The organism is Kluyvera sp., from assembly GCF_047971185.1.
Classification (GTDB): Bacteria; Pseudomonadota; Gammaproteobacteria; order Enterobacterales; family Enterobacteriaceae; genus Kluyvera.
In genome coordinates, this window is record NZ_JBKDZH010000095.1 from 1 (window position 1) to 17,380 (window position 17,380).

The 17,380-nt window shown below is 61.1% G+C and carries 15 protein-coding genes; 7 read left to right on the forward strand and 8 right to left on the reverse strand.

The window, feature by feature from the left end:
• The 3 genes from nrdA to yfaE form a co-directional block, all read left to right on the forward strand.
• Positions 1–1,576 (forward strand): class 1a ribonucleoside-diphosphate reductase subunit alpha (gene nrdA, locus ACK5JN_RS20195; RefSeq protein WP_416871790.1); only part of this gene is annotated, 1,576 nt, incomplete at its 5' end.
• Between the two features lie 149 nt (positions 1,577–1,725).
• Positions 1,726–2,856, forward strand: coding sequence for a class Ia ribonucleoside-diphosphate reductase subunit beta (gene nrdB / locus ACK5JN_RS20200; protein WP_416871791.1), 1,131 nt, complete (start codon positions 1,726–1,728; stop codon positions 2,854–2,856).
• Position 2,857: 1 nt separating this feature from the next.
• Positions 2,858–3,112, forward strand: coding sequence for a class I ribonucleotide reductase maintenance protein YfaE (gene yfaE / locus ACK5JN_RS20205; RefSeq protein WP_106924348.1), 255 nt, complete (start codon positions 2,858–2,860; stop codon positions 3,110–3,112).
• A gap of 3 nt (positions 3,113–3,115) precedes the next feature.
• Here yfaE and ACK5JN_RS20210 read toward each other — a convergent pair whose 3' ends face one another.
• Positions 3,116–4,306, reverse strand: a complete 1,191-nt coding sequence (locus tag ACK5JN_RS20210; RefSeq protein WP_416871792.1) for an MFS transporter — start codon at positions 4,304–4,306, stop codon at positions 3,116–3,118.
• A 187-nt stretch (positions 4,307–4,493) separates the two neighbouring features.
• Between ACK5JN_RS20210 and ACK5JN_RS20215 the strand changes: the two genes are divergently transcribed.
• The 4 genes from ACK5JN_RS20215 (at position 4,494) to glpC (ending at position 9,566) form a co-directional block, all read left to right on the forward strand.
• On the forward strand, positions 4,494–5,372 hold the full coding sequence (locus ACK5JN_RS20215) for a LysR family transcriptional regulator (protein ID WP_416871793.1): 879 nt from the start codon (positions 4,494–4,496) through the stop codon (positions 5,370–5,372).
• A gap of 126 nt (positions 5,373–5,498) precedes the next feature.
• Positions 5,499–7,127 carry an anaerobic glycerol-3-phosphate dehydrogenase subunit A gene (glpA, locus tag ACK5JN_RS20220; RefSeq protein ID WP_416871794.1) on the forward strand — a complete coding sequence of 543 codons (1,629 nt, stop codon included), beginning with the start codon at positions 5,499–5,501 and terminating at the stop codon, positions 7,125–7,127.
• Positions 7,117–8,376: a glycerol-3-phosphate dehydrogenase subunit GlpB gene (gene glpB / locus ACK5JN_RS20225; RefSeq protein ID WP_416871795.1), complete on the forward strand. Its 1,260-nt coding sequence runs from the start codon at positions 7,117–7,119 to the stop codon at positions 8,374–8,376. The genes glpA and glpB overlap by 11 nt, the downstream gene beginning before the upstream one ends.
• Positions 8,373–9,566, forward strand: coding sequence for an anaerobic glycerol-3-phosphate dehydrogenase subunit GlpC (gene glpC / locus ACK5JN_RS20230; RefSeq protein WP_416871796.1), 1,194 nt, complete (start codon positions 8,373–8,375; stop codon positions 9,564–9,566). The genes glpB and glpC overlap by 4 nt, the downstream gene beginning before the upstream one ends.
• Positions 9,567–9,707: 141 nt before the next feature.
• Here the strand turns inward: glpC and ACK5JN_RS20235 are convergent, their stop codons facing one another.
• The 7 genes from ACK5JN_RS20235 to menD form a co-directional block, all read right to left on the reverse strand.
• Positions 9,708–10,904, reverse strand: coding sequence for a nicotinamide mononucleotide deamidase-related protein YfaY (locus ACK5JN_RS20235; RefSeq protein WP_416871797.1), 1,197 nt, complete (start codon positions 10,902–10,904; stop codon positions 9,708–9,710).
• Between the two features lie 94 nt (positions 10,905–10,998).
• Positions 10,999–11,541, reverse strand: a complete 543-nt coding sequence (locus tag ACK5JN_RS20240) for a YfaZ family protein (protein ID WP_416871798.1) — start codon at positions 11,539–11,541, stop codon at positions 10,999–11,001.
• 184 nt (positions 11,542–11,725) lie between these two features.
• Positions 11,726–13,078, reverse strand: a complete 1,353-nt coding sequence (gene menE / locus ACK5JN_RS20245) for an o-succinylbenzoate--CoA ligase (RefSeq protein WP_416871799.1) — start codon at positions 13,076–13,078, stop codon at positions 11,726–11,728.
• Positions 13,075–14,040 carry an o-succinylbenzoate synthase gene (gene menC, locus ACK5JN_RS20250; RefSeq protein ID WP_416871800.1) on the reverse strand — a complete coding sequence of 322 codons (966 nt, stop codon included), beginning with the start codon at positions 14,038–14,040 and terminating at the stop codon, positions 13,075–13,077. The genes menE and menC overlap by 4 nt, the downstream gene beginning before the upstream one ends.
• Complete coding sequence (menB, locus tag ACK5JN_RS20255; protein ID WP_163449046.1) at positions 14,040–14,897, reverse strand: 1,4-dihydroxy-2-naphthoyl-CoA synthase; 858 nt, start codon at positions 14,895–14,897, stop codon at positions 14,040–14,042. Before menB ends, menC begins: the two co-directional genes overlap by 1 nt.
• 8 nt (positions 14,898–14,905) lie before the next feature.
• Positions 14,906–15,673 (reverse strand): 2-succinyl-6-hydroxy-2,4-cyclohexadiene-1-carboxylate synthase, encoded by a 768-nt coding sequence (gene menH / locus ACK5JN_RS20260; RefSeq protein ID WP_416871801.1) that lies wholly within the window; start codon positions 15,671–15,673, stop codon positions 14,906–14,908.
• Positions 15,670–17,340: a 2-succinyl-5-enolpyruvyl-6-hydroxy-3-cyclohexene-1-carboxylic-acid synthase gene (gene menD / locus ACK5JN_RS20265; RefSeq protein ID WP_416871802.1), complete on the reverse strand. Its 1,671-nt coding sequence runs from the start codon at positions 17,338–17,340 to the stop codon at positions 15,670–15,672. The genes menH and menD overlap by 4 nt, the downstream gene beginning before the upstream one ends.
• Between the last annotated feature and the right edge of the window lie 40 nt (positions 17,341–17,380).

The following is a 17,380-nucleotide window of genomic DNA, read 5'->3' on the forward strand; positions in this document are numbered from 1 at the left end:
CAACGCCACCTCCAGCGCGATCGTGAAATACGTTTCCCAGCGCGCCGGTCTCGGCATCAACGCCGGCCGCATTCGTGCGCTGGGCAGCCCGATTCGCGGCGGTGACGCGTTCCACCCCGGCTGCATTCCGTTCTACAAGCACTTCCAGACGGCGGTGAAATCCTGCTCGCAGGGCGGCGTTCGCGGCGGCGCGGCTCCCCTGTTCTACCCGATGTGGCACCTGGAAGTGGAAAGCCTGCTGGTACTGAAAAAAAACCGCGGCGTGGAAGGCAACCGCGTGCGTCACATGGACTACGGCGTACAGAACAACAAGCTGATGTACACCCGACTGCTGAAAGGCGGCGACATCACCCTGTTCAGCCCGTCCGACGTCCCGGGGCTGTACGATGCGTTCTTCGCCGACCAGGACGAATTTGAACGCCTGTACGTGAAATATGAAAACGACGACAGCATCCGTAAACAGCGCGTGAAGGCGGTCGACCTGTTCTCGCTGATGATGCAGGAACGCGCCTCTACCGGCCGTATCTACATTCAGAACGTTGACCACTTCAACACCCACAGCCCGTTTGATCCGGTTGTCGCGCCGTTACGCATGTCCAACCTGTGCCTGGAAATCGCCCTGCCGACCAAACCGCTGGACGACGTGAACGACGAAAACGGTGAAATCGCCCTGTGTACGCTGTCGGCGTTCAACCTGGGTGCCATCGGCAGCCTCGATGAACTCGAAGAGCTGGCGGTGCTGGCGGTGCGCGCGCTTGACGCCCTGCTGGACTACCAGGATTACCCAATCAAAGCCGCCCAGCGCGGTGCGATGGGCCGTCGTACTCTGGGTATCGGCGTCATCAACTTCGCCTACTGGCTGGCGAAAAACGGCAAACGCTACTCCGACGGCAGCGCCAACAACCTGACCCACCAGACCTTCGAAGCCATTCAGTACTATCTGCTGAAGGCCTCTAACGAGCTGGCGAAAGAGCAAGGCGCGTGCCCGTGGTTCAACGAAACCACCTATGCGCAGGGCATTCTGCCGATCGACACCTACAAAAAAGACCTGGATGCGATTGCCAACGAGCCGCTGCACCTGGACTGGGAAGCGCTGCGTGAGTCCATCAAGACCCACGGCCTGCGTAACTCTACGCTCTCCGCGCTGATGCCGTCCGAGACCTCTTCGCAGATCTCCAACGCCACCAACGGCATCGAGCCGCCGCGCGGCTACGTGAGCATCAAAGCATCGAAAGACGGCATTCTGCGTCAGGTGGTGCCGGACTACGAGCACCTCGGTAACGCCTATGAACTGCTGTGGGAAATGCCGAACAACGACGGCTACCTGCAGCTGGTCGGCATTATGCAGAAGTTTATCGACCAGGCGATTTCCGCCAACACCAACTACGACCCGACGCGCTTCCCGTCCGGTAAAGTGCCGATGCAGCAGCTGCTTAAAGACCTGCTGACCGCCTATAAATTTGGCGTGAAGACCCTGTACTATCAAAACACCCGTGACGGTGCGGAAGATGCGCAGGACGATATGGTGCCGTCCATTCAGGACGACGGCTGCGAAAGCGGCGCCTGTAAGATCTAATAACGATTGCCGGGCAGCGCTACGCTGACCCGGCCTTTGATTTCCGTATCGACCAAAACCTTATTCGGTGTACGGATTTTTTTGCGATGATATTGTAAGCAGGTAAGTAAACGCCATCCGGCATTACTCTCCAGACAGGATTGACATCAATGGCATACACCACTTTTTCACAGACGAAAAACGATCAGCTCAAAGAGCCGATGTTCTTTGGCCAGCCGGTCAACGTGGCACGCTACGACCAGCAGAAATACGACATCTTCGAAAAGCTGATTGAAAAACAGCTCTCCTTCTTCTGGCGTCCGGAAGAAGTGGACGTGTCCCGCGATCGCATCGACTACCAGGCGCTGCCGGAACACGAAAAGCACATTTTCATCAGTAACCTGAAGTATCAGACCCTGCTGGACTCCATTCAGGGCCGCAGCCCGAACGTGGCGCTGCTGCCGCTGATCTCGATTCCCGAGCTGGAAACCTGGGTGGAAACGTGGGCGTTCTCCGAAACCATCCACTCGCGTTCCTACACCCACATCATCCGCAATATCGTCAACGATCCGGCGATTGTGTTTGATGACATCGTCACCAACGAACAGATTCAGAAACGCGCCGAAGGCATCTCCAGCTACTATGACGAGCTGATCGAGATGACCAGCTACTGGCATCTGCTGGGCGAAGGCACCCACACCGTGAACGGCAAAACCGTCACCGTAAATCTGCGCGAGCTGAAGAAAAAACTGTATATCTGCCTGATGAGCGTTAACGCGCTGGAAGCGATTCGCTTCTACGTCAGCTTCGCCTGCTCCTTCGCCTTCGCCGAGCGCGAGCTGATGGAAGGCAACGCCAAAATCATTCGCCTGATCGCCCGCGATGAAGCGCTGCACCTGACCGGCACTCAGCACATGCTGAACCTGCTGCGCAGCGGCGCGGATGACCCGGAGATGGCAGAAATTGCTGAAGAGTGTAAGCAGGAATGCTACGACCTGTTCGTCCAGGCTGCCGTTCAGGAAAAAGAGTGGGCGGACTATCTGTTCCGCGACGGCTCGATGATTGGCCTGAATAAAGACATTCTGTGCCAGTACGTTGAGTACATCACCAACATCCGTATGCAGGCGGTCGGGCTAGATCTGCCGTTCCAGACGCGCTCCAACCCGATTCCGTGGATCAACACCTGGCTGGTGTCCGATAACGTGCAGGTGGCGCCGCAGGAAGTGGAAGTCAGCTCTTACCTGGTTGGGCAGATTGACTCGGAAGTCGATACTGACGATCTCAGCAACTTCCAGCTCTGATATGAGCCGCGTTTTTCTGCGCATCACTGGCACACGGTTGCTGTGCCAGGATGAACACCCGTCCCTGCTGGCGGCGCTGGAGTCCCACAACGTTGAGGTGGAATACCAGTGTCGCGAAGGCTACTGCGGCTCCTGCCGCACGCGGTTGGTGTCCGGCCAGGTTGACTGGCTGACCGAACCACTGGCCTTTATCCAGCCGGACGAAATTTTGCCCTGCTGCTGCCGGGCAAAAGGTGATATCGAAATCGAGATGTAACGGTTAGTGCACCTCGTGTGCGCTAACTAACGGCATCGCCCCGCGGCGTTTCATCTGCGCGATATACAGCGCCCCCGCCAGCACCACCAGCACCGCGCCAACCAGATAAATCGCCCGATAGCCTACGCCTTCCACCATCAGCCCCATCACAAACGCGCCAATCGCCAGCCCGGCATCCATCGCATTAAAGAACAGCGAGTTCGCCACGCCAATTTTATGCGGTTCAACCGAGCTGATAATCTGCGTCTGGAAGATCGGCGTCACCGAGCCGTAGCCGATGCCGATCAGCGCCCCGGCAATAATCATCGACACGCTGCCGTGAGTATAGCCCAGCACCACCAGGCCAACGGTAAAGGCCAGCAGGCACGGATAAACCACATACTTCGGCCCTTTTTTATCGCAGACGTTGCCGGTAAAGGCGCGGCAGATCATCAGGAAAATGGCGTAGCACAGCAGGAAGTTGCTGGCGGCGGCCATCAGGTCCAGTTCGCGGGCATACAGCGCAAGGAAGGCGGAGACCCCGGCGTAGGAGAAGGTCATAAAGAAGGTGACCATCGCAAACGGCAGCGCGGCTTTATCAAACATCGCCGAGAAGCCGAGCTTCGGCTGCGAGCCGTCGGCATGACGAATTACCGGCGGCACGCGGACGATAAACGACAGCGCAATGCCGATTGCCGCCACCACGGTACACATCCAGAATGCCAGGCTGAAGGCGCTATGCCGCGCCATGTTGAGGCCGATCCACGGCCCCACCACCATCGCCAGCCCCATGGCTAAAGAGAAAAAGCTGATGCCCTCCCCACGTCGGGAGGCGGGTATTAACCGCGCGGAGATGGTCCCTTTTACCGTCGTAATGACCCCGAAGGTCACCCCGTGAAGCACGCGAATAAACAGTAGCGCCTCAATGGAATGGCAAAAAGGATACAGCGCGGTGACAACCAAAAACGCCAGAGAGGAAAGCACCAGAATCGTTTTGTTCGAATATTTCCCCACCCACTGCCCGGCAAAGGGGCGCACGATAATCGCGGCGGCGAGGAAAAACGTCACCAGCAGGCCCGCTTTATCGGCGGTGGCGTGCAGGTTATCGGCAATATAAATGGGGAGTAGCGTCAGGAGGACATAAAAAACGAAGAAAATAATAAAGCTGATAATCGTTATTGCCCAAAAATCTTTAGTCCACAATTTCTCTTTCATTGATGTGCAACCTTGTCCCTGCGGCGCGCAGCGTTACATTCATCGAGAAACATATAAGCTCATGAATGCATTACCAATAAAAATAATCGCGTGCGTGATTTTGTGATTAAGTCCGTAGAAAAATAATAACCATCGTTATTTAATTAGTAAAATTAATCGTTTTAATAACTTTAATTAGAAATAACTAATGACATTAACGCAGATCAACGCCCTGCTGACGGTACTGGAGTGCGGCGGATTCACCGAAGCCGGCAAGCGCCTGTTTATGACCCAATCGGCGGTAAGCCAGGCTATCTCGGCGCTGGAAGAAGAACTGGGCGTTGCCATTATGCTGCGCGAGCGGCGTAAAGCCGTTTGCCTGACGCCCGCAGGCGAGCGCATCGTCGCTCACCTGCAGCGGCTGATGAGCGAGGTTCGCGCGGTAAAAGAGATTGCCGAACAGGAAAAACAAACGCCGCTGCGCCTGCTGCGCATTGGCTGCTTCCCCAGCATTTGCGCCAGCGTGCTGCCCGCCGTGGTGCGCTATTTTGAACAGCATCATCCGAATATTAAAATTGTTCCCCACGAAGCCAACAGCGCGGAAATCATTGAGGCGATTCGTGATAATCATATCGATGCCGGTTTTGTGCATATTCCGGTTGAAGGGATGTTTGCCACGCCAATATATAAAGACCGGTTTACCGTCGTGGTCCCCGAACACCACCCTTTCGCGGCTAAAAAGCGCGTTTCGCTGAGCGCGCTGCGCGACGAGCCGCTAATCGTCAGTAAAGGGCGCTATGAAATGAGCATCATGTCGCTGTTCGCGGGAATGAATATGACGCCGCAGATTAAATACGAATTTAACCACCCCAGCACCGCGATGAGCTTTATCCAGCAGGGGCTAGGTATCGCGCTGCTGCCGGAACTGACGCTTAAAACGCTGGCTCAGCCGCTGCATTCGGTACCGCTGGAGCCAGCGTTCTACCGTGAAATCTCGCTGATCGCCCGCGAACCGCCGGTCGACGGTAGCCCATTGCAGCGGCTGCACGAATGTGTGCACCGGCTGGTTGGCGACGGCAGCCTGTAAGAAAGTCGATAAATATCGCAAAACGCGCATTTTTATGGTCTATTCACGCTCGAATATGTTCGATATCAAACAACAATCACCAACAACGTGACTTAATGTATTCAAAACGAACATTGAGGACACCGGATGAACAGCGCCTGTGCAGCGGATTTTGACGTCATTATTATCGGCGGCGGCGCCACCGGTGCCGGTATCGCCCGCGACTGCGCCCTGCGCGGGCTGAAGGCGGCGCTGGTTGAACGCTTTGATATCGCCACCGGCGCGACCGGGCGCAACCACGGTCTGTTGCACAGCGGCGCGCGCTACGCGGTCACCGACAGCGAATCCGCGCGCGAATGCATCAGCGAAAACCAAATCCTGCGCCGGATTGCCCGCCACTGCATCGAACCCACCAGCGGGCTGTTTATCACCCTGCCGGAAGACGATCTCCTGTATCAACGCACCTTTATCAACGCCTGCCTCGTTGCCGGCATTGAGGCGGAGGCTATCGACCCCGCCCAGGCCAGGCGGATGGAACCCTCGGTTAACCCCGCGCTCGTCGGCGCGGTACGCGTGCCGGACGGAACCGTCGATCCGTTCCGCCTGACCGCCGCCAATATGCTTGATGCGCGTGAACACGGCGCGACCATTCTGACCGCGCATGAAGTGATGGGGCTTATCCGCCGCGGCGACCGGGTACAGGGGGTCACTTTGTTCAATCACCGCAGCGGTGAAACTCGCGAACTGCACGCGCCGGTCGTCGTCAACGCCGCCGGTATCTGGGGCCAGCGCATCGCGGAATATGCTGATTTGCGCATCCGCATGTTTCCGGCCAAGGGATCGCTGCTGATCTTCGAAAGCCGCATGAATCAGCACGTCATCAACCGCTGCCGCCCTCCCGCCGACGCTGATATTCTGGTGCCCGGCGATACCATTTCGCTGATTGGCACCACCTCCACGCACATCGATTATCGCGATATCGACCGCTGCCGCGTCACGCCTGACGAGGTGGACATCCTGCTGCGTGAAGGGGAAAAACTCGCCCCACGCATGGCCAGCACACGTATTTTGCGCGCCTACTGCGGCGTGCGCCCGCTGGTCGCCAGCGATGACGATCCCAGCGGCCGCAACGTCAGCCGCGGCATCGTACTGCTGGACCACGCCGAGCGCGATGGGCTGGAAGGGTTTATCACCATCACCGGCGGCAAGCTGATGACCTATCGCCTGATGGCGCAATGGGCCACCGACGCCGTGTGCCGCAAGCTGAACCATCAGCGTCCCTGCACCACCGCCGACACGCCGCTGCCAGGCTCTCAGGAGTCGACAGAAAAAACGCTGCAGCGGATGATCTCGCTGCCCGCCCCGCTACGCGGCTCGGCGGTCTATCGCCACGGCGACCGGACGCCGCAGTGGCTTGGCAACAGCCGCCTGCACCGCAGCGTAGTGTGTGAATGCGAAGCGGTGACCGCCGGGGAAGTGCAGTACGCGGTGGAGAATCTGGCAGTAAATAACCTGCTGGATCTGCGCCGCCGCACCCGCGTGGGAATGGGCACCTGCCAGGGCGAACTCTGCGCCTGCCGCGCCAGCGGCCTGCTGCATCGCTATAACGTCACCACCGCTGCCCAGTCGCTGGACCAGCTATCCGATTTTCTCAACGAGCGCTGGAAAGGCGTGCAGCCCATTGCCTGGGGCGATGCGCTGCGCGAAAGCGAACTCACCCGCTGGGTGTATCAAGGGCTGTGCGGTTTAGACAAGGAGTCCCGTCATGAAATTTGATAGCGTGATGATCGGCGGTGGGCTGGCCGGGTTGCTGTGCGGGATACGGCTGCAACAGGCCGGGCTACGCTGTGCGATAGTCACTCGCGGCCAGAGCGCGCTGCACTTCTCTTCCGGTTCGCTGGACTTACTTAGCGCCCTGCCCGACGGCCAGAAAATCGATGACCCGGCGACGGGGCTTGCGCGGCTGGCCGCGCAGTCGCCCAACCATCCTTATTCGCTGCTGGGCGCCGATAACGTGCTGCGCTACGCCCGGCAAACGCAGACGCTATTGCGCGATTGCGGTATCAACATGCAGGGTGACGTAGCGCACCCGCATCAGCGCGTCACGCCGCTCGGCACGCTACGGCCCGCCTGGCTCAGCCCGGCAGAGGTGCCGGTCGCGCCGCTGGCGAAGGGGCCAATGCGCGTGGTCGGTATCAGCGGTTTTCTTGATTTCCAGCCGCACCTGGTGGCGGAGTCTCTGCAACAGCAGGGGCTTACGGCCGATACCGCTGAAATCGAACTGCCGGAGCTGGATGTCCTGCGCGATAACCCGACCGAGTTTCGCGCTGCCAATATTGCCCGCGTGCTGGATGAAAAAGCGCTCTGGCAGCCGCTGTATCGGGCACTGCTGCCGCTGTGCGCGGGGCAGGAAGCGCTGCTGCTGCCCGCCGTCTTCGGCCTGCGCGATAGCGCCCTGTTCGACTGGCTCAGCGCCCGCCTGCCCTGCGCGCTGTATCTGTTACCCACCCTGCCGCCGTCGGTGCCGGGTATGCGTCTGCACGCCGCGCTACAGCGGCGGTTTGTCGCCCTTGGCGGCATCTGGATGGCGGGCGATGAAGTGGTGCGTGTCAGCCACGCCAACGGGGAAGTACAGGCCGTCTGGACGCGGAACCACGGCGATATTGCGCTGCGTCCACGCTTTGCCGTGCTGGCCAGCGGCAGCTTTTTCAGCCACGGCTTAAGCGCCGAACGCGACGGGATCCGCGAGTCGTTGCTGGGGCTGGATATTACGCAGCCCGCACCGCGCGCCGCCTGGTATGGCGATGATTTCTTCGCCCCACAGCCGTGGCAACAGTCTGGGGCGATCGTCGACCCCGCCCTGCGCCCGTCGCTGGCGGGGAAACCGTTCGCTAACCTGTTTGCCATCGGCTCGGTGCTCGGCGGCTACGATCCTATCGCCCAGGGCTGTGGCGGCGGCGTTTGCGCGGCAACCGCCCTGCACGCCGCCGGGCAGATTATCCGTTTGGCGGGAGGCGCAGCATGAGCCAGCAAAGTTTTGAAAACTGCATCAAATGCACCGTGTGCACCACCGTTTGCCCGGTCAGCCGCGTCAATCCGCGCTATCCGGGGCCGAAACAGGCCGGGCCAGACGGCGAGCGGCTGCGGCGCAAAGACAGCGGGCTGTACGATGAGGCGCTCAAGTACTGCATCAACTGCAAGCGCTGCGAGGTGGCGTGCCCCTCCGACGTCAAAATCGGCGATATCATTCAGCGCGCCCGCGCCGACTACGGTACGGCTAAGCCCAGCCTGCGCGATGCGATCCTCAGCCATACCGACCTGATGGGCAGCCTCTCCACGCCGTTTGCGCCCATCGTCAACGCCGCCACCGGCCTGAAGCCGGTACGCCAGCTGCTGGACACGGCGCTGAAAATAGACCATCGCCGCAGCCTGCCAAAATATTCTTTCGGCACCTTCCGCCGTCGCTATCAGCGGATCGCCGCACAGCAAGCACAATATGTTGAGCAGGTCGCGTTCTTTCACGGCTGCTATGTCAACTATAACCACCCGCAGCTCGGGCTCGATCTGATCCGCGTGCTCAACGCGATGGGCGTGGGCGTTCAACTGCTCAGCAAAGAGAAGTGCTGCGGCGTACCGCTGATTGCTAACGGTTTCTTTGATAAGGCGCGGCGTCAGGCGCAAACCAACGTGGCGTCGCTACGCGAGGCGATTGAGCGCAAAAAGCTGCCGGTGCTGGCGACGTCATCCACCTGCACATTTACGCTACGCGATGAGTATCCGCACCTACTGGACGTGGATAATCACGGGCTGCGCGACAGCATTGAGCTGGCCACCCGCTGGCTGTGGCGCAAGCTGGACGACGGCGCCGAGCTGCCGCTTAACCCGCTGCCGCTGAAGGTGGTGTATCACACGCCGTGTCATATGGAGAAAATGGGCTGGTCGCTGTATACGCTGGAACTGCTGCGCCTGATCCCGGGGCTGGAGCTTCAGGTGCTGGAATCGCAATGCTGCGGCATTGCCGGAACCTACGGTTTTAAAAGCGAGAACTACCCGACATCGCAGGCGATAGGCGCGCCGCTGTTCGCCCAGATTGAAGCGAGCGGCGCGGATCTGGTGATAACCGATTGCGAGACCTGCAAATGGCAGATTGAGATGTCCACCAGCAAGCGCTGTGAACATCCCATCACACTGCTGGCACGGGCGTTGGCCCAATAATCTGCGCCCCAACAGTCCCCTCGCCCCTCTGGGGAGAGGGTTAGGGTGAGGGGAAATGAGCAGATTGGTTAACGCATGATTACCCTCCCCCCGCCCCTCTCTCTGAAAGGGAGAGGGGGAAAACAACGCGCCATCGGGCGCTTACAGCACCAATGAGTCCACCACGTTAATCCAGCCATGTTCGCTGGCCACCGGCTTGCCATGGAGCCAGCGGCGCAGCATGTTCAGCGCCATCATGGCGCAGACCTCCTGGCGTATCGCCAGGCTATGGCGGGTATTGCTGAACTTGACCTGTAGCGCATGCGTGCCTTCCGGCGTCGAGAGCGCAAAGTTAATGTGCTCGCTCTCCAGCCCGCTCACCGCCAGCGCCAGCCCGGCGAAATGGTTCACCCGGCGCTCGTCGGCCCAGCGCGCGGTTTGCGCCAGCGTCTCGTCCTGCGGCGGCACCACTTCACTGGCCAGCAGCGGCGCGTCGGCGCGAGACAGCTGCAGCGCGATAAGCCCGCTGGTGAACTGCTCGCTCAGCGTCAGGCTCAGCTGTTTTTCTTTCAGTATGCGGGCCAGCTGCGCGGGCAGCCCCTCGGTACCTTCAAAAATCAGGCTTTCCCCGGCCACTTTCTGCACCTCCGGCCACAGCGCCAGCATCGCTTCGCGGTGCTCCGACGGCCCGGTCAGCTTCAGTTCAATGATCGGCATGGAAGAGCGGTAGCCCATGGTCACGCCCGGCGGCAGTTCGAGATGCTGCAGGCTCTGGGCGAGATCGCTTTCCGAGCGGCCAAAGGTGGTTAAGCGCAGGCATACCGGCGGCTCACCGACCGGGTAACGCTGGCGAATACGCGGCAGAATCTCGCGCTCCACCATCACTTTAAATTCGGACGGAACGCCCGGGGTGAAGAACATCAGACAACGGTTGAGCTTCACGGCAAAACCGCAGGCGGTGCCCACCGGGTTATCAATCAGCTCCGCGCTGGCCGGAATCTCCGCCTGCTTGCGGTTACTGGGCGCCATCACGCGGCCCCGCTCGCTGAAGAAGCGCTCCATAAACGCCAGCCACTCTTCGTGCAGCACCAGCCCCTCGCCTTTCGCGGTAGCCGCCGCCAGCGCGCTCAGGTCGTCGCTGGTTGGCCCCAGGCCGCCGTTGACGATAAGAATATCGGCCTGCGTGCTGCGCTCGCGCAGAATCGCCACTAAATCGTCCAGGTTGTCGCCCACGGTGTTACGGCGGGACAGCGGAATACCCTGCTGGAAACAAAAATCGGCAAGCCAGGCAGCGTTTGTATCGACGATCTGCCCCGATAAGACTTCGTCACCGGTGGACAGCATCTCTACCGTTATCATCACTTTCTCCAATAAAAAGAGGACGATTAACTATAACGCAAGCGAAGGATTTAAGAAGAGAAAACTGGCGCAGCGGACGCTGCGCCGGAGAAAATCAGAATGATGCGCTGACGCCAACGTACGGGCCGTCGGCCACGGCGTTGTCGCGGTTGCCATCTTTACCGGCCAGGTTCAGGTAACGGTAGCCCGCTTCAATGCTGATGGGGCGCATTAGAGTGTAACGCGCGCCGGCGTTGGCTTCGGTGTAGCTGTCGATGCCGCTGGACAGGGAATCCGGAGAGTAGTAGTACTCGCCGAACAGACGCAGGCTGTCGCCAATTTTCCACTGCAGGCCGCCGCCGACCGCGGCCGCATAGCCTTCGTCGCCGTCGTTCGGGTTCGTGTAGATACCTTTACCACCCACGGTCGCCAGGAACGGACCAAGCGGGATATTCAGCCCCAGCCCCAGGCCCGCAACGTCGCCGTCGTCGTCGTTGTGCGTCCAGTTACCGGTCAACGCCAGGCCCGATGTTTCGGTGCCCAGGCCAAAGCCCAGGTTGGTATAATCTTTACCGGCCTGGCCGTTAACGCTGATCGCACTCGCTGACGCGGAGACGAACATCAGCCCCGCCAGACTCAATAACACGCTCTTTTTCATCTTAATCCTTTCACGCAAAAGCAAAAATAAACCCCATAACCCGCTGAATTGTACTGCGATACACGGCGGATTCAATGTACGAAACGGACAATAATCGACGGGATTGTAACGAATTACTACCCATTCATCTGCAACAATGATGTTTATTATTCACAAAATAATCGAGATTTATTATTGATAGCGGCTACTGCCCGGCGACCCATATTTTCAGCTGATGGCGAGAGACTTTAATCCCGCCCGCTTTCATCGTCTCCGGCAGGCGCAGCCAGCGGCAGGGTTGTTGAAATCCGGCTAACTTATCTTTGGCCCAGGCCGCTAACGCGTCGATCTCCAGCCCGGCTTCACCGTCGACTACCGCCACCGGGCGCTGGCCAAATTCGGCGTCGTCCAGCGGGACGATAAAGACCTGATTAACCAACGGGTGCTGCACGATAATCCGCTCGACTTCTTCCGGCTGAATGCCTTCGCCGCCGCTGAAAAACAGATTATCCAGGCGACCAATCACCCGCAGCCGGCCTTCATGCAGTTCGCCGCGGTCGCGCGTGGCAAACCAGCCTTCGGCGTTCACTAATGGCACTAAACTGCCGTTGCGCCAGTAACCCGCCGCCATACTGGTGGCCCGCAACCAGATTTCACCGTCCACCAGCCGCAGCTCGCGGCCCGGCAGCGGCGTGCCCACATCGTCGCCGCCGTTGGCCTCGCGGGCGCAGACGGTAGAGGCAAATTCGGTCAGGCCGTAGCCGCAGAAAGTGCGAATGCCTTTGGCCGCCGCCTGTTCGGTTAACTCGGCAGGGATTGCCGCACCGCCCAACAGGACCGCCTTCAGGGCCAGCGGCTGATTGTCGTTCAGCAGCCGCCACAGCTGCGTCGGCACCAGCGAAGCATGGGTACAGTGCGCCAGCGCTGCGGCCAGAGGGCGCTCGCTGACCACCATCTCTGCGCCCGCCAGCAGCCAGCGCCAGAAGATCCCCTGCCCGGAGACGTGAAACAGCGGCAGCGACAGTAGCCAGCTATCGCCTTCGCCGAACGGCATCAGGCAAAGCACCCCTTCCGCACTCGCCAGATGCGCCGAGCAGCGGTGCACCGCCGCCTTCGGCAGTCCCGTCGAGCCGGACGTAAGCGTCATCGACGCCAGACGATCCGCCCGCCACGCCAGCTCACGATAGCCTTCCGCCTGCTGCAGCCTCAGCGCAGGAAGCCCGTAGTGCGCCTGGCCGTCGAGATTCAGCATATGGCGGAGGGTCAGCCCCGGCATCAGCTCGCTGACTAGCGAAGCGGGCAAGCGCGGGTTGAGCGGTAAAATCCGCGCCCCGCACTGCAGCAGCGCCAGCCAGGCCAGCACCGCCTCCGGGCTGTTACGCGAGCACAGCGCCACCCCGTCCTCCGCCTTGACGCCCTGCGCCTGAAAACCAGCGGCCAGCAGGTCAATGCGCTGACACAGCGCCGCCCAGCTCAGGGTTTCACCATCGAAACGCAGCGCCGTTTCACCGCCGCGCCGCGCGCGCCAGTGACGCCACGGCCAGCTTGCAAAGGTCACAGTAACGGCTCCATATCCTCAATCGCGCCGCACGGCAGCGGGCTGTCCGGCCAGCAGCGAATCAGCTGCGTCTGCATCAGATTCAGCGTATCGAGGCCCGGCATGGTTTGCGGCGTTAGCCAGGCAGCAATGCGCGCCAGCTGAGTCAGCCCAAGACTGGACTCGAGAGAAGAGCTGATCACCGCCGTCAGGCCGAGGGCATGCGCCGCGTCGACCTGCGCTTTGACTCGCGCCAGGCTGCCGGTCAGCGTCGGCTTAATCACCACCGCCCGCAGCCCCGGTTCCGCCGCAAAGCGGAAATCCGCTTCGCGCAGGCTTTCATCCCAGGCGATCGCAATGCCGGTTTCCTGAGCGAAAGCCCGTGAGTCATCGCGGGTTTTACACGGCTCTTCCAGGAAGGCAATGCGCGAGCGGTTTTCCGGGCTAACATATCTGGCGAACTGCTGCGCTTTCAGCGGCGTCCAGGCGCGGTTGGCGTCGAGACGCAGCGTCAGCTCGGGAACGGCTTCCAGCAGCAGGTTGACCACCATGCCGTCGCGGACCGCTTCGTACAGGCCGACTTTGACCTTCGCCACCTTCTCGCCCGGCATATCGGCGAGCTTCAGCACCAGATCGTCAGGATCGCCGGTACACAGCGGCGCCGCGCGATAGTCCGCCGCCTGCGGCAGCGCCTCGTTCACTTCCGCCAGCGCGCAGCTGACGCCAAACGCTACGGAAGGGAGATCGGGCAGCGGCACATCGTCGCCCTGCCGCCAGGCGCTTGCCCAGGCCAGCAGCGCCGACTGCGCTTCGTCCAGCGTTTCATGGCTAAAGCCCGGCAGCGGGGAGATCTCTCCCCAGCCGTTCCGCTCGCCGTCACGCAGGTAGACGAATAACCCGTCGCGGGTTTTCAGCCGCCGCTCGCGCAGAACCACACCCGCGTCCATCGGGATCTGCCAGCGGTAAACCTGCGCGCTACGCATTACGGGTTCCGTTTGAATTTGCTGAAGTCAGGCTGACGCTTCTGGTTGAAGGCGTTACGGCCTTCCTGACCTTCTTCCGTCATGTAGAACAGCATGGTGGCGTTCCCCGCCAGCTCCTGCAGACCGGCCTGACCGTCGCAGTCGGCATTCAGCGCGGCTTTCAGGCAGCGCAGCGCCATCGGGCTGTTTTGCAGCATTTCACGACACCAGCGCACGGTCTCTTTTTCCAGATCCGCCAGCGGAACCACGGTGTTCACCAGGCCCATATCCAGCGCCGCTTTCGCGTCGTACTGGCGGCACAGGAACCAGATTTCACGGGCCTTTTTCTGGCCGACGATGCGCGCCATGTAAGACGCACCCCAGCCGCCGTCGAAGGAGCCGACTTTCGGGCCGGTCTGGCCGAAGATGGCGTTTTCCGCCGCGATGGTCAGGTCGCACATCATGTGCAGCACGTGGCCGCCGCCGATGGAGTAGCCGGCCACCATCGCGACCACCGGTTTCGGGCAGGTGCGGATCTGGCGCTGGAAGTCCAGCACGTTCAGGTGGTGCACGCCGCTGTCGTCCTGGTAGCCGCCGTAGTCGCCGCGTACTTTCTGGTCACCGCCGGCGCAGAAAGCTTTATCGCCTTCGCCGGTCAGGATGATGACGCCGACGTTATCGTCATAGCGCGCGTCCGCCAGCGCCTGGATCATTTCTTTGACCGTCAGCGGACGAAACGCGTTGCGTACCTGCGGGCGATTGATGGTGATTTTAGCGATGCCGTCAGCCGATTTTTCATAACGAATGTCGGTAAAGCCTTCGGAACAGTCGTGCCACTCGGCAGGGGCGTACAGCATAGCTTCATCAGGATAAATCATAGCGATTCCTATAAGTTAGCAGGCAAAATCTGCGCCAGACACGCGACGACGCCTGCGGGATTTTCCCGGTGCGCGTTGTGTCCGGCATCACGAATAATATGGCAAGGCAGCGCCAGCGTTTCGGCAATCGCCTGAAACTTGCGGTCGTGCTCGCCACAGAGATACCAGAAAGGGAAAGTACGGGCTTGCAGCGCCGGACGCAGATCGTCCTGCACCGCGAGAGAGGTGGCCAGCAGCATCGCCGCCAGCCCAACCCCGTGGTTCTGCTGGCGTAGCGCCACCAGCGCATCGCGCTGTTCGGCGGTCAGGCTGGCGAACACCGGCTGCTGATACCAGTCGGCAAAGACCTCAGCCAGCGGCTGCTGGGCAAAACGCTGCGCCCACTGCTGGTCGCTGCGCCAGCGCTGCGCGCGCTCGGCGGCGTCCGTCAGGCCGGGATGGCCGCCTTCGACGATCACCCCTGCCAGGCCGTCCGGCCGCGAGCAGCAGGCGTAATGCATCGCCACCCGGCCGCCCAGCGAGTACCCCACCAGCCAGTAATTAAGTATGTTGTAACTAAGCAGCGTTGCCGTCAGCAGCGCATCGACGTCGGCGAAGCCGTCGACCTGCACATTCGCCGAGCCGCCGTGGCCGGGAAGGTCGATATACAGCCGGTTGGCCTGGGTAAAGCGTTCGCCCACCGGCCGCCATTCGCGCTGGTCGCCGGAGAAACCGTGCAAAAACACCAGCCACGGCTGGGTGGGGTCGCCGTGCTCGACGACGGCGTGAAGCCTCATAGCTGGCTCACCTGCGCCAGCAGCTGTTGCAGCGTCTGCGCGCCGTCGGTGTCGTTCACCACCAGTTCAATCAGGGTGGTCGCCGGAGCCCGCCAGGCCGCGCCGAGCGCCGACTCCAGTGCTTCCCAGTCCTGCGGCTGATGGTAGTTCAGGCCAAACATTTTCGCCGCGTGTTCAAAATGGACGTTCTGCGGCATGGCGTAGAAACGCTCGCGCTCGGCGACCGGCGTCGGCAGCAACGAGAAGATCTGCCCGCCGTTATTGTTCACCACAATCAGCACCAGCGGCGCCGACACCTGACGCAACAGCGACAGGGCATTCAGATCGTACAGCGCAGAGAGATCGCCGACGATCGCCAGCGTGGGCCGCGCGCTGCCGCGCTGCACGCCTGCCGCCGTCGAAATCAGCCCGTCGATACCGCTGGCGCCGCGGTTGCTGTAGACCGGATAGCCGACTGGCAGCTGGCCCAGCGCGTCGATCAGACGCACCACCAGGCTGTTACCCACAAACAGCTGCCCCTGATCCGGCAGATAGCGGCGGATACGGTGCGCCAGCTGCGCTTCGCCGAAACGATCGCTCTGCGCGACCACCGCCTGCCAGGCCTGGGCGGACAGCGCGGGAATCACCGTGGCCCACGGCGTGCGCTTTTCGGCCGGATGTTTTTCCAGCCACTGCTCGATATTGCTGACCAGACGACGTCCGCGATGGTGCGCCGGGTCCAGGCGGCCGGGGAGCGAATCCACCAGCCAGTATTCGTCCGGCTCGCAGGCGAGCTGCCATTGCAGCACCCGTTTACCGGTCATGCTGCTGCCGATTTGCACCACAATCTGCGCCTGTTGCAGCTCGCTGACCGCCGCCGGATTCCCCAGCCACAGGTCGGCGCAAGGCAGCGGCTGCCCGGTTTGCGACAGCACGTCGCCAATCAGCGGCCAGCCGAGCGTTTTGGCCCATTCGGCCACGCGCTTGCCCTCTTCAGCGCTCATGCGCCCCGCCACCACCACGCCGCGCTTCTGCCGCCAGAAGAACCAGTCGCGTTGTGCGGCGCTTTCCTGATGCAACGCCTCGCGCAGCCAGGGTTTTTCCCCCTGCCACCAGTCGCCCAATGCCTGCTGCCAGCCAAGGCCGGTGTCATCCAGATCGCCATACAGCGGCTCGGCAAACGGGCAGTTGATGTGTACCCCGCCGGAATGGAGCGAGCCCAGCGCGTCATCCACCACTGACACCAGCCAGCGGGCCGGGATGTCCTGGCTCGGGCGCGGCAGCGAAACGGTGTGCGACGGGTGTGAGGCAAACATGCCCGGCTGGCGGATAGCCTGATTCGCGCCGCAGTCAATCAGCTCCGGCGGACGGTCAGCGGTGAGCAGAATAATTTTTTCGCCGGTCAGCCCGGCTTCAATCAGCGCAGGATAGAGGTTCGCCACCGCAGTACCGGAGGTGACGATCACCGCCACCGGCTGGCGGCTCACCTTCGCTAGCCCCAGCGCCAGATGGCCCAACCCCCGCTCATCAAAATGGGTGTGATGGATAAAGGCGCGGTTTTCCGCCGCCGCCAGGGTAAGCGGTGTTGAACGTGACCCGGGCGCGATGCAGACGTGGCGCACGCCGTGACGGGTTAATGCTTCCAGAATCACCGCCGCCCAGCGTCGGTTAAATGCGCTTACTGACATGAATTTGTCCGGTATCAAATAGTGCGACTCAGTATAAAGA

Coding starts and splice junctions, on each gene's coding strand:
- menD (WP_416871802.1), bottom strand. CDS start 17,340: ATGTCAGTAAGCGCATTTAACCGACGCTGGGCGGCGGTGATTCTGGAA.
- menC (WP_416871800.1), bottom strand. CDS start 14,040: ATGCGTAGCGCGCAGGTTTACCGCTGGCAGATCCCGATGGACGCGGGT.
- menB (WP_163449046.1), bottom strand. CDS start 14,897: ATGATTTATCCTGATGAAGCTATGCTGTACGCCCCTGCCGAGTGGCAC.
- glpA (WP_416871794.1), top strand. CDS start 5,499: ATGAACAGCGCCTGTGCAGCGGATTTTGACGTCATTATTATCGGCGGC.
- glpB (WP_416871795.1), top strand. CDS start 7,117: ATGAAATTTGATAGCGTGATGATCGGCGGTGGGCTGGCCGGGTTGCTG.
- ACK5JN_RS20235 (WP_416871797.1), bottom strand. CDS start 10,904: ATGATAACGGTAGAGATGCTGTCCACCGGTGACGAAGTCTTATCGGGG.
- nrdB (WP_416871791.1), top strand. CDS start 1,726: ATGGCATACACCACTTTTTCACAGACGAAAAACGATCAGCTCAAAGAG.
- ACK5JN_RS20210 (WP_416871792.1), bottom strand. CDS start 4,306: ATGAAAGAGAAATTGTGGACTAAAGATTTTTGGGCAATAACGATTATC.
- yfaE (WP_106924348.1), top strand. CDS start 2,858: ATGAGCCGCGTTTTTCTGCGCATCACTGGCACACGGTTGCTGTGCCAG.
- ACK5JN_RS20215 (WP_416871793.1), top strand. CDS start 4,494: ATGACATTAACGCAGATCAACGCCCTGCTGACGGTACTGGAGTGCGGC.
- menH (WP_416871801.1), bottom strand. CDS start 15,673: ATGAGGCTTCACGCCGTCGTCGAGCACGGCGACCCCACCCAGCCGTGG.
- glpC (WP_416871796.1), top strand. CDS start 8,373: ATGAGCCAGCAAAGTTTTGAAAACTGCATCAAATGCACCGTGTGCACC.
- ACK5JN_RS20240 (WP_416871798.1), bottom strand. CDS start 11,541: ATGAAAAAGAGCGTGTTATTGAGTCTGGCGGGGCTGATGTTCGTCTCC.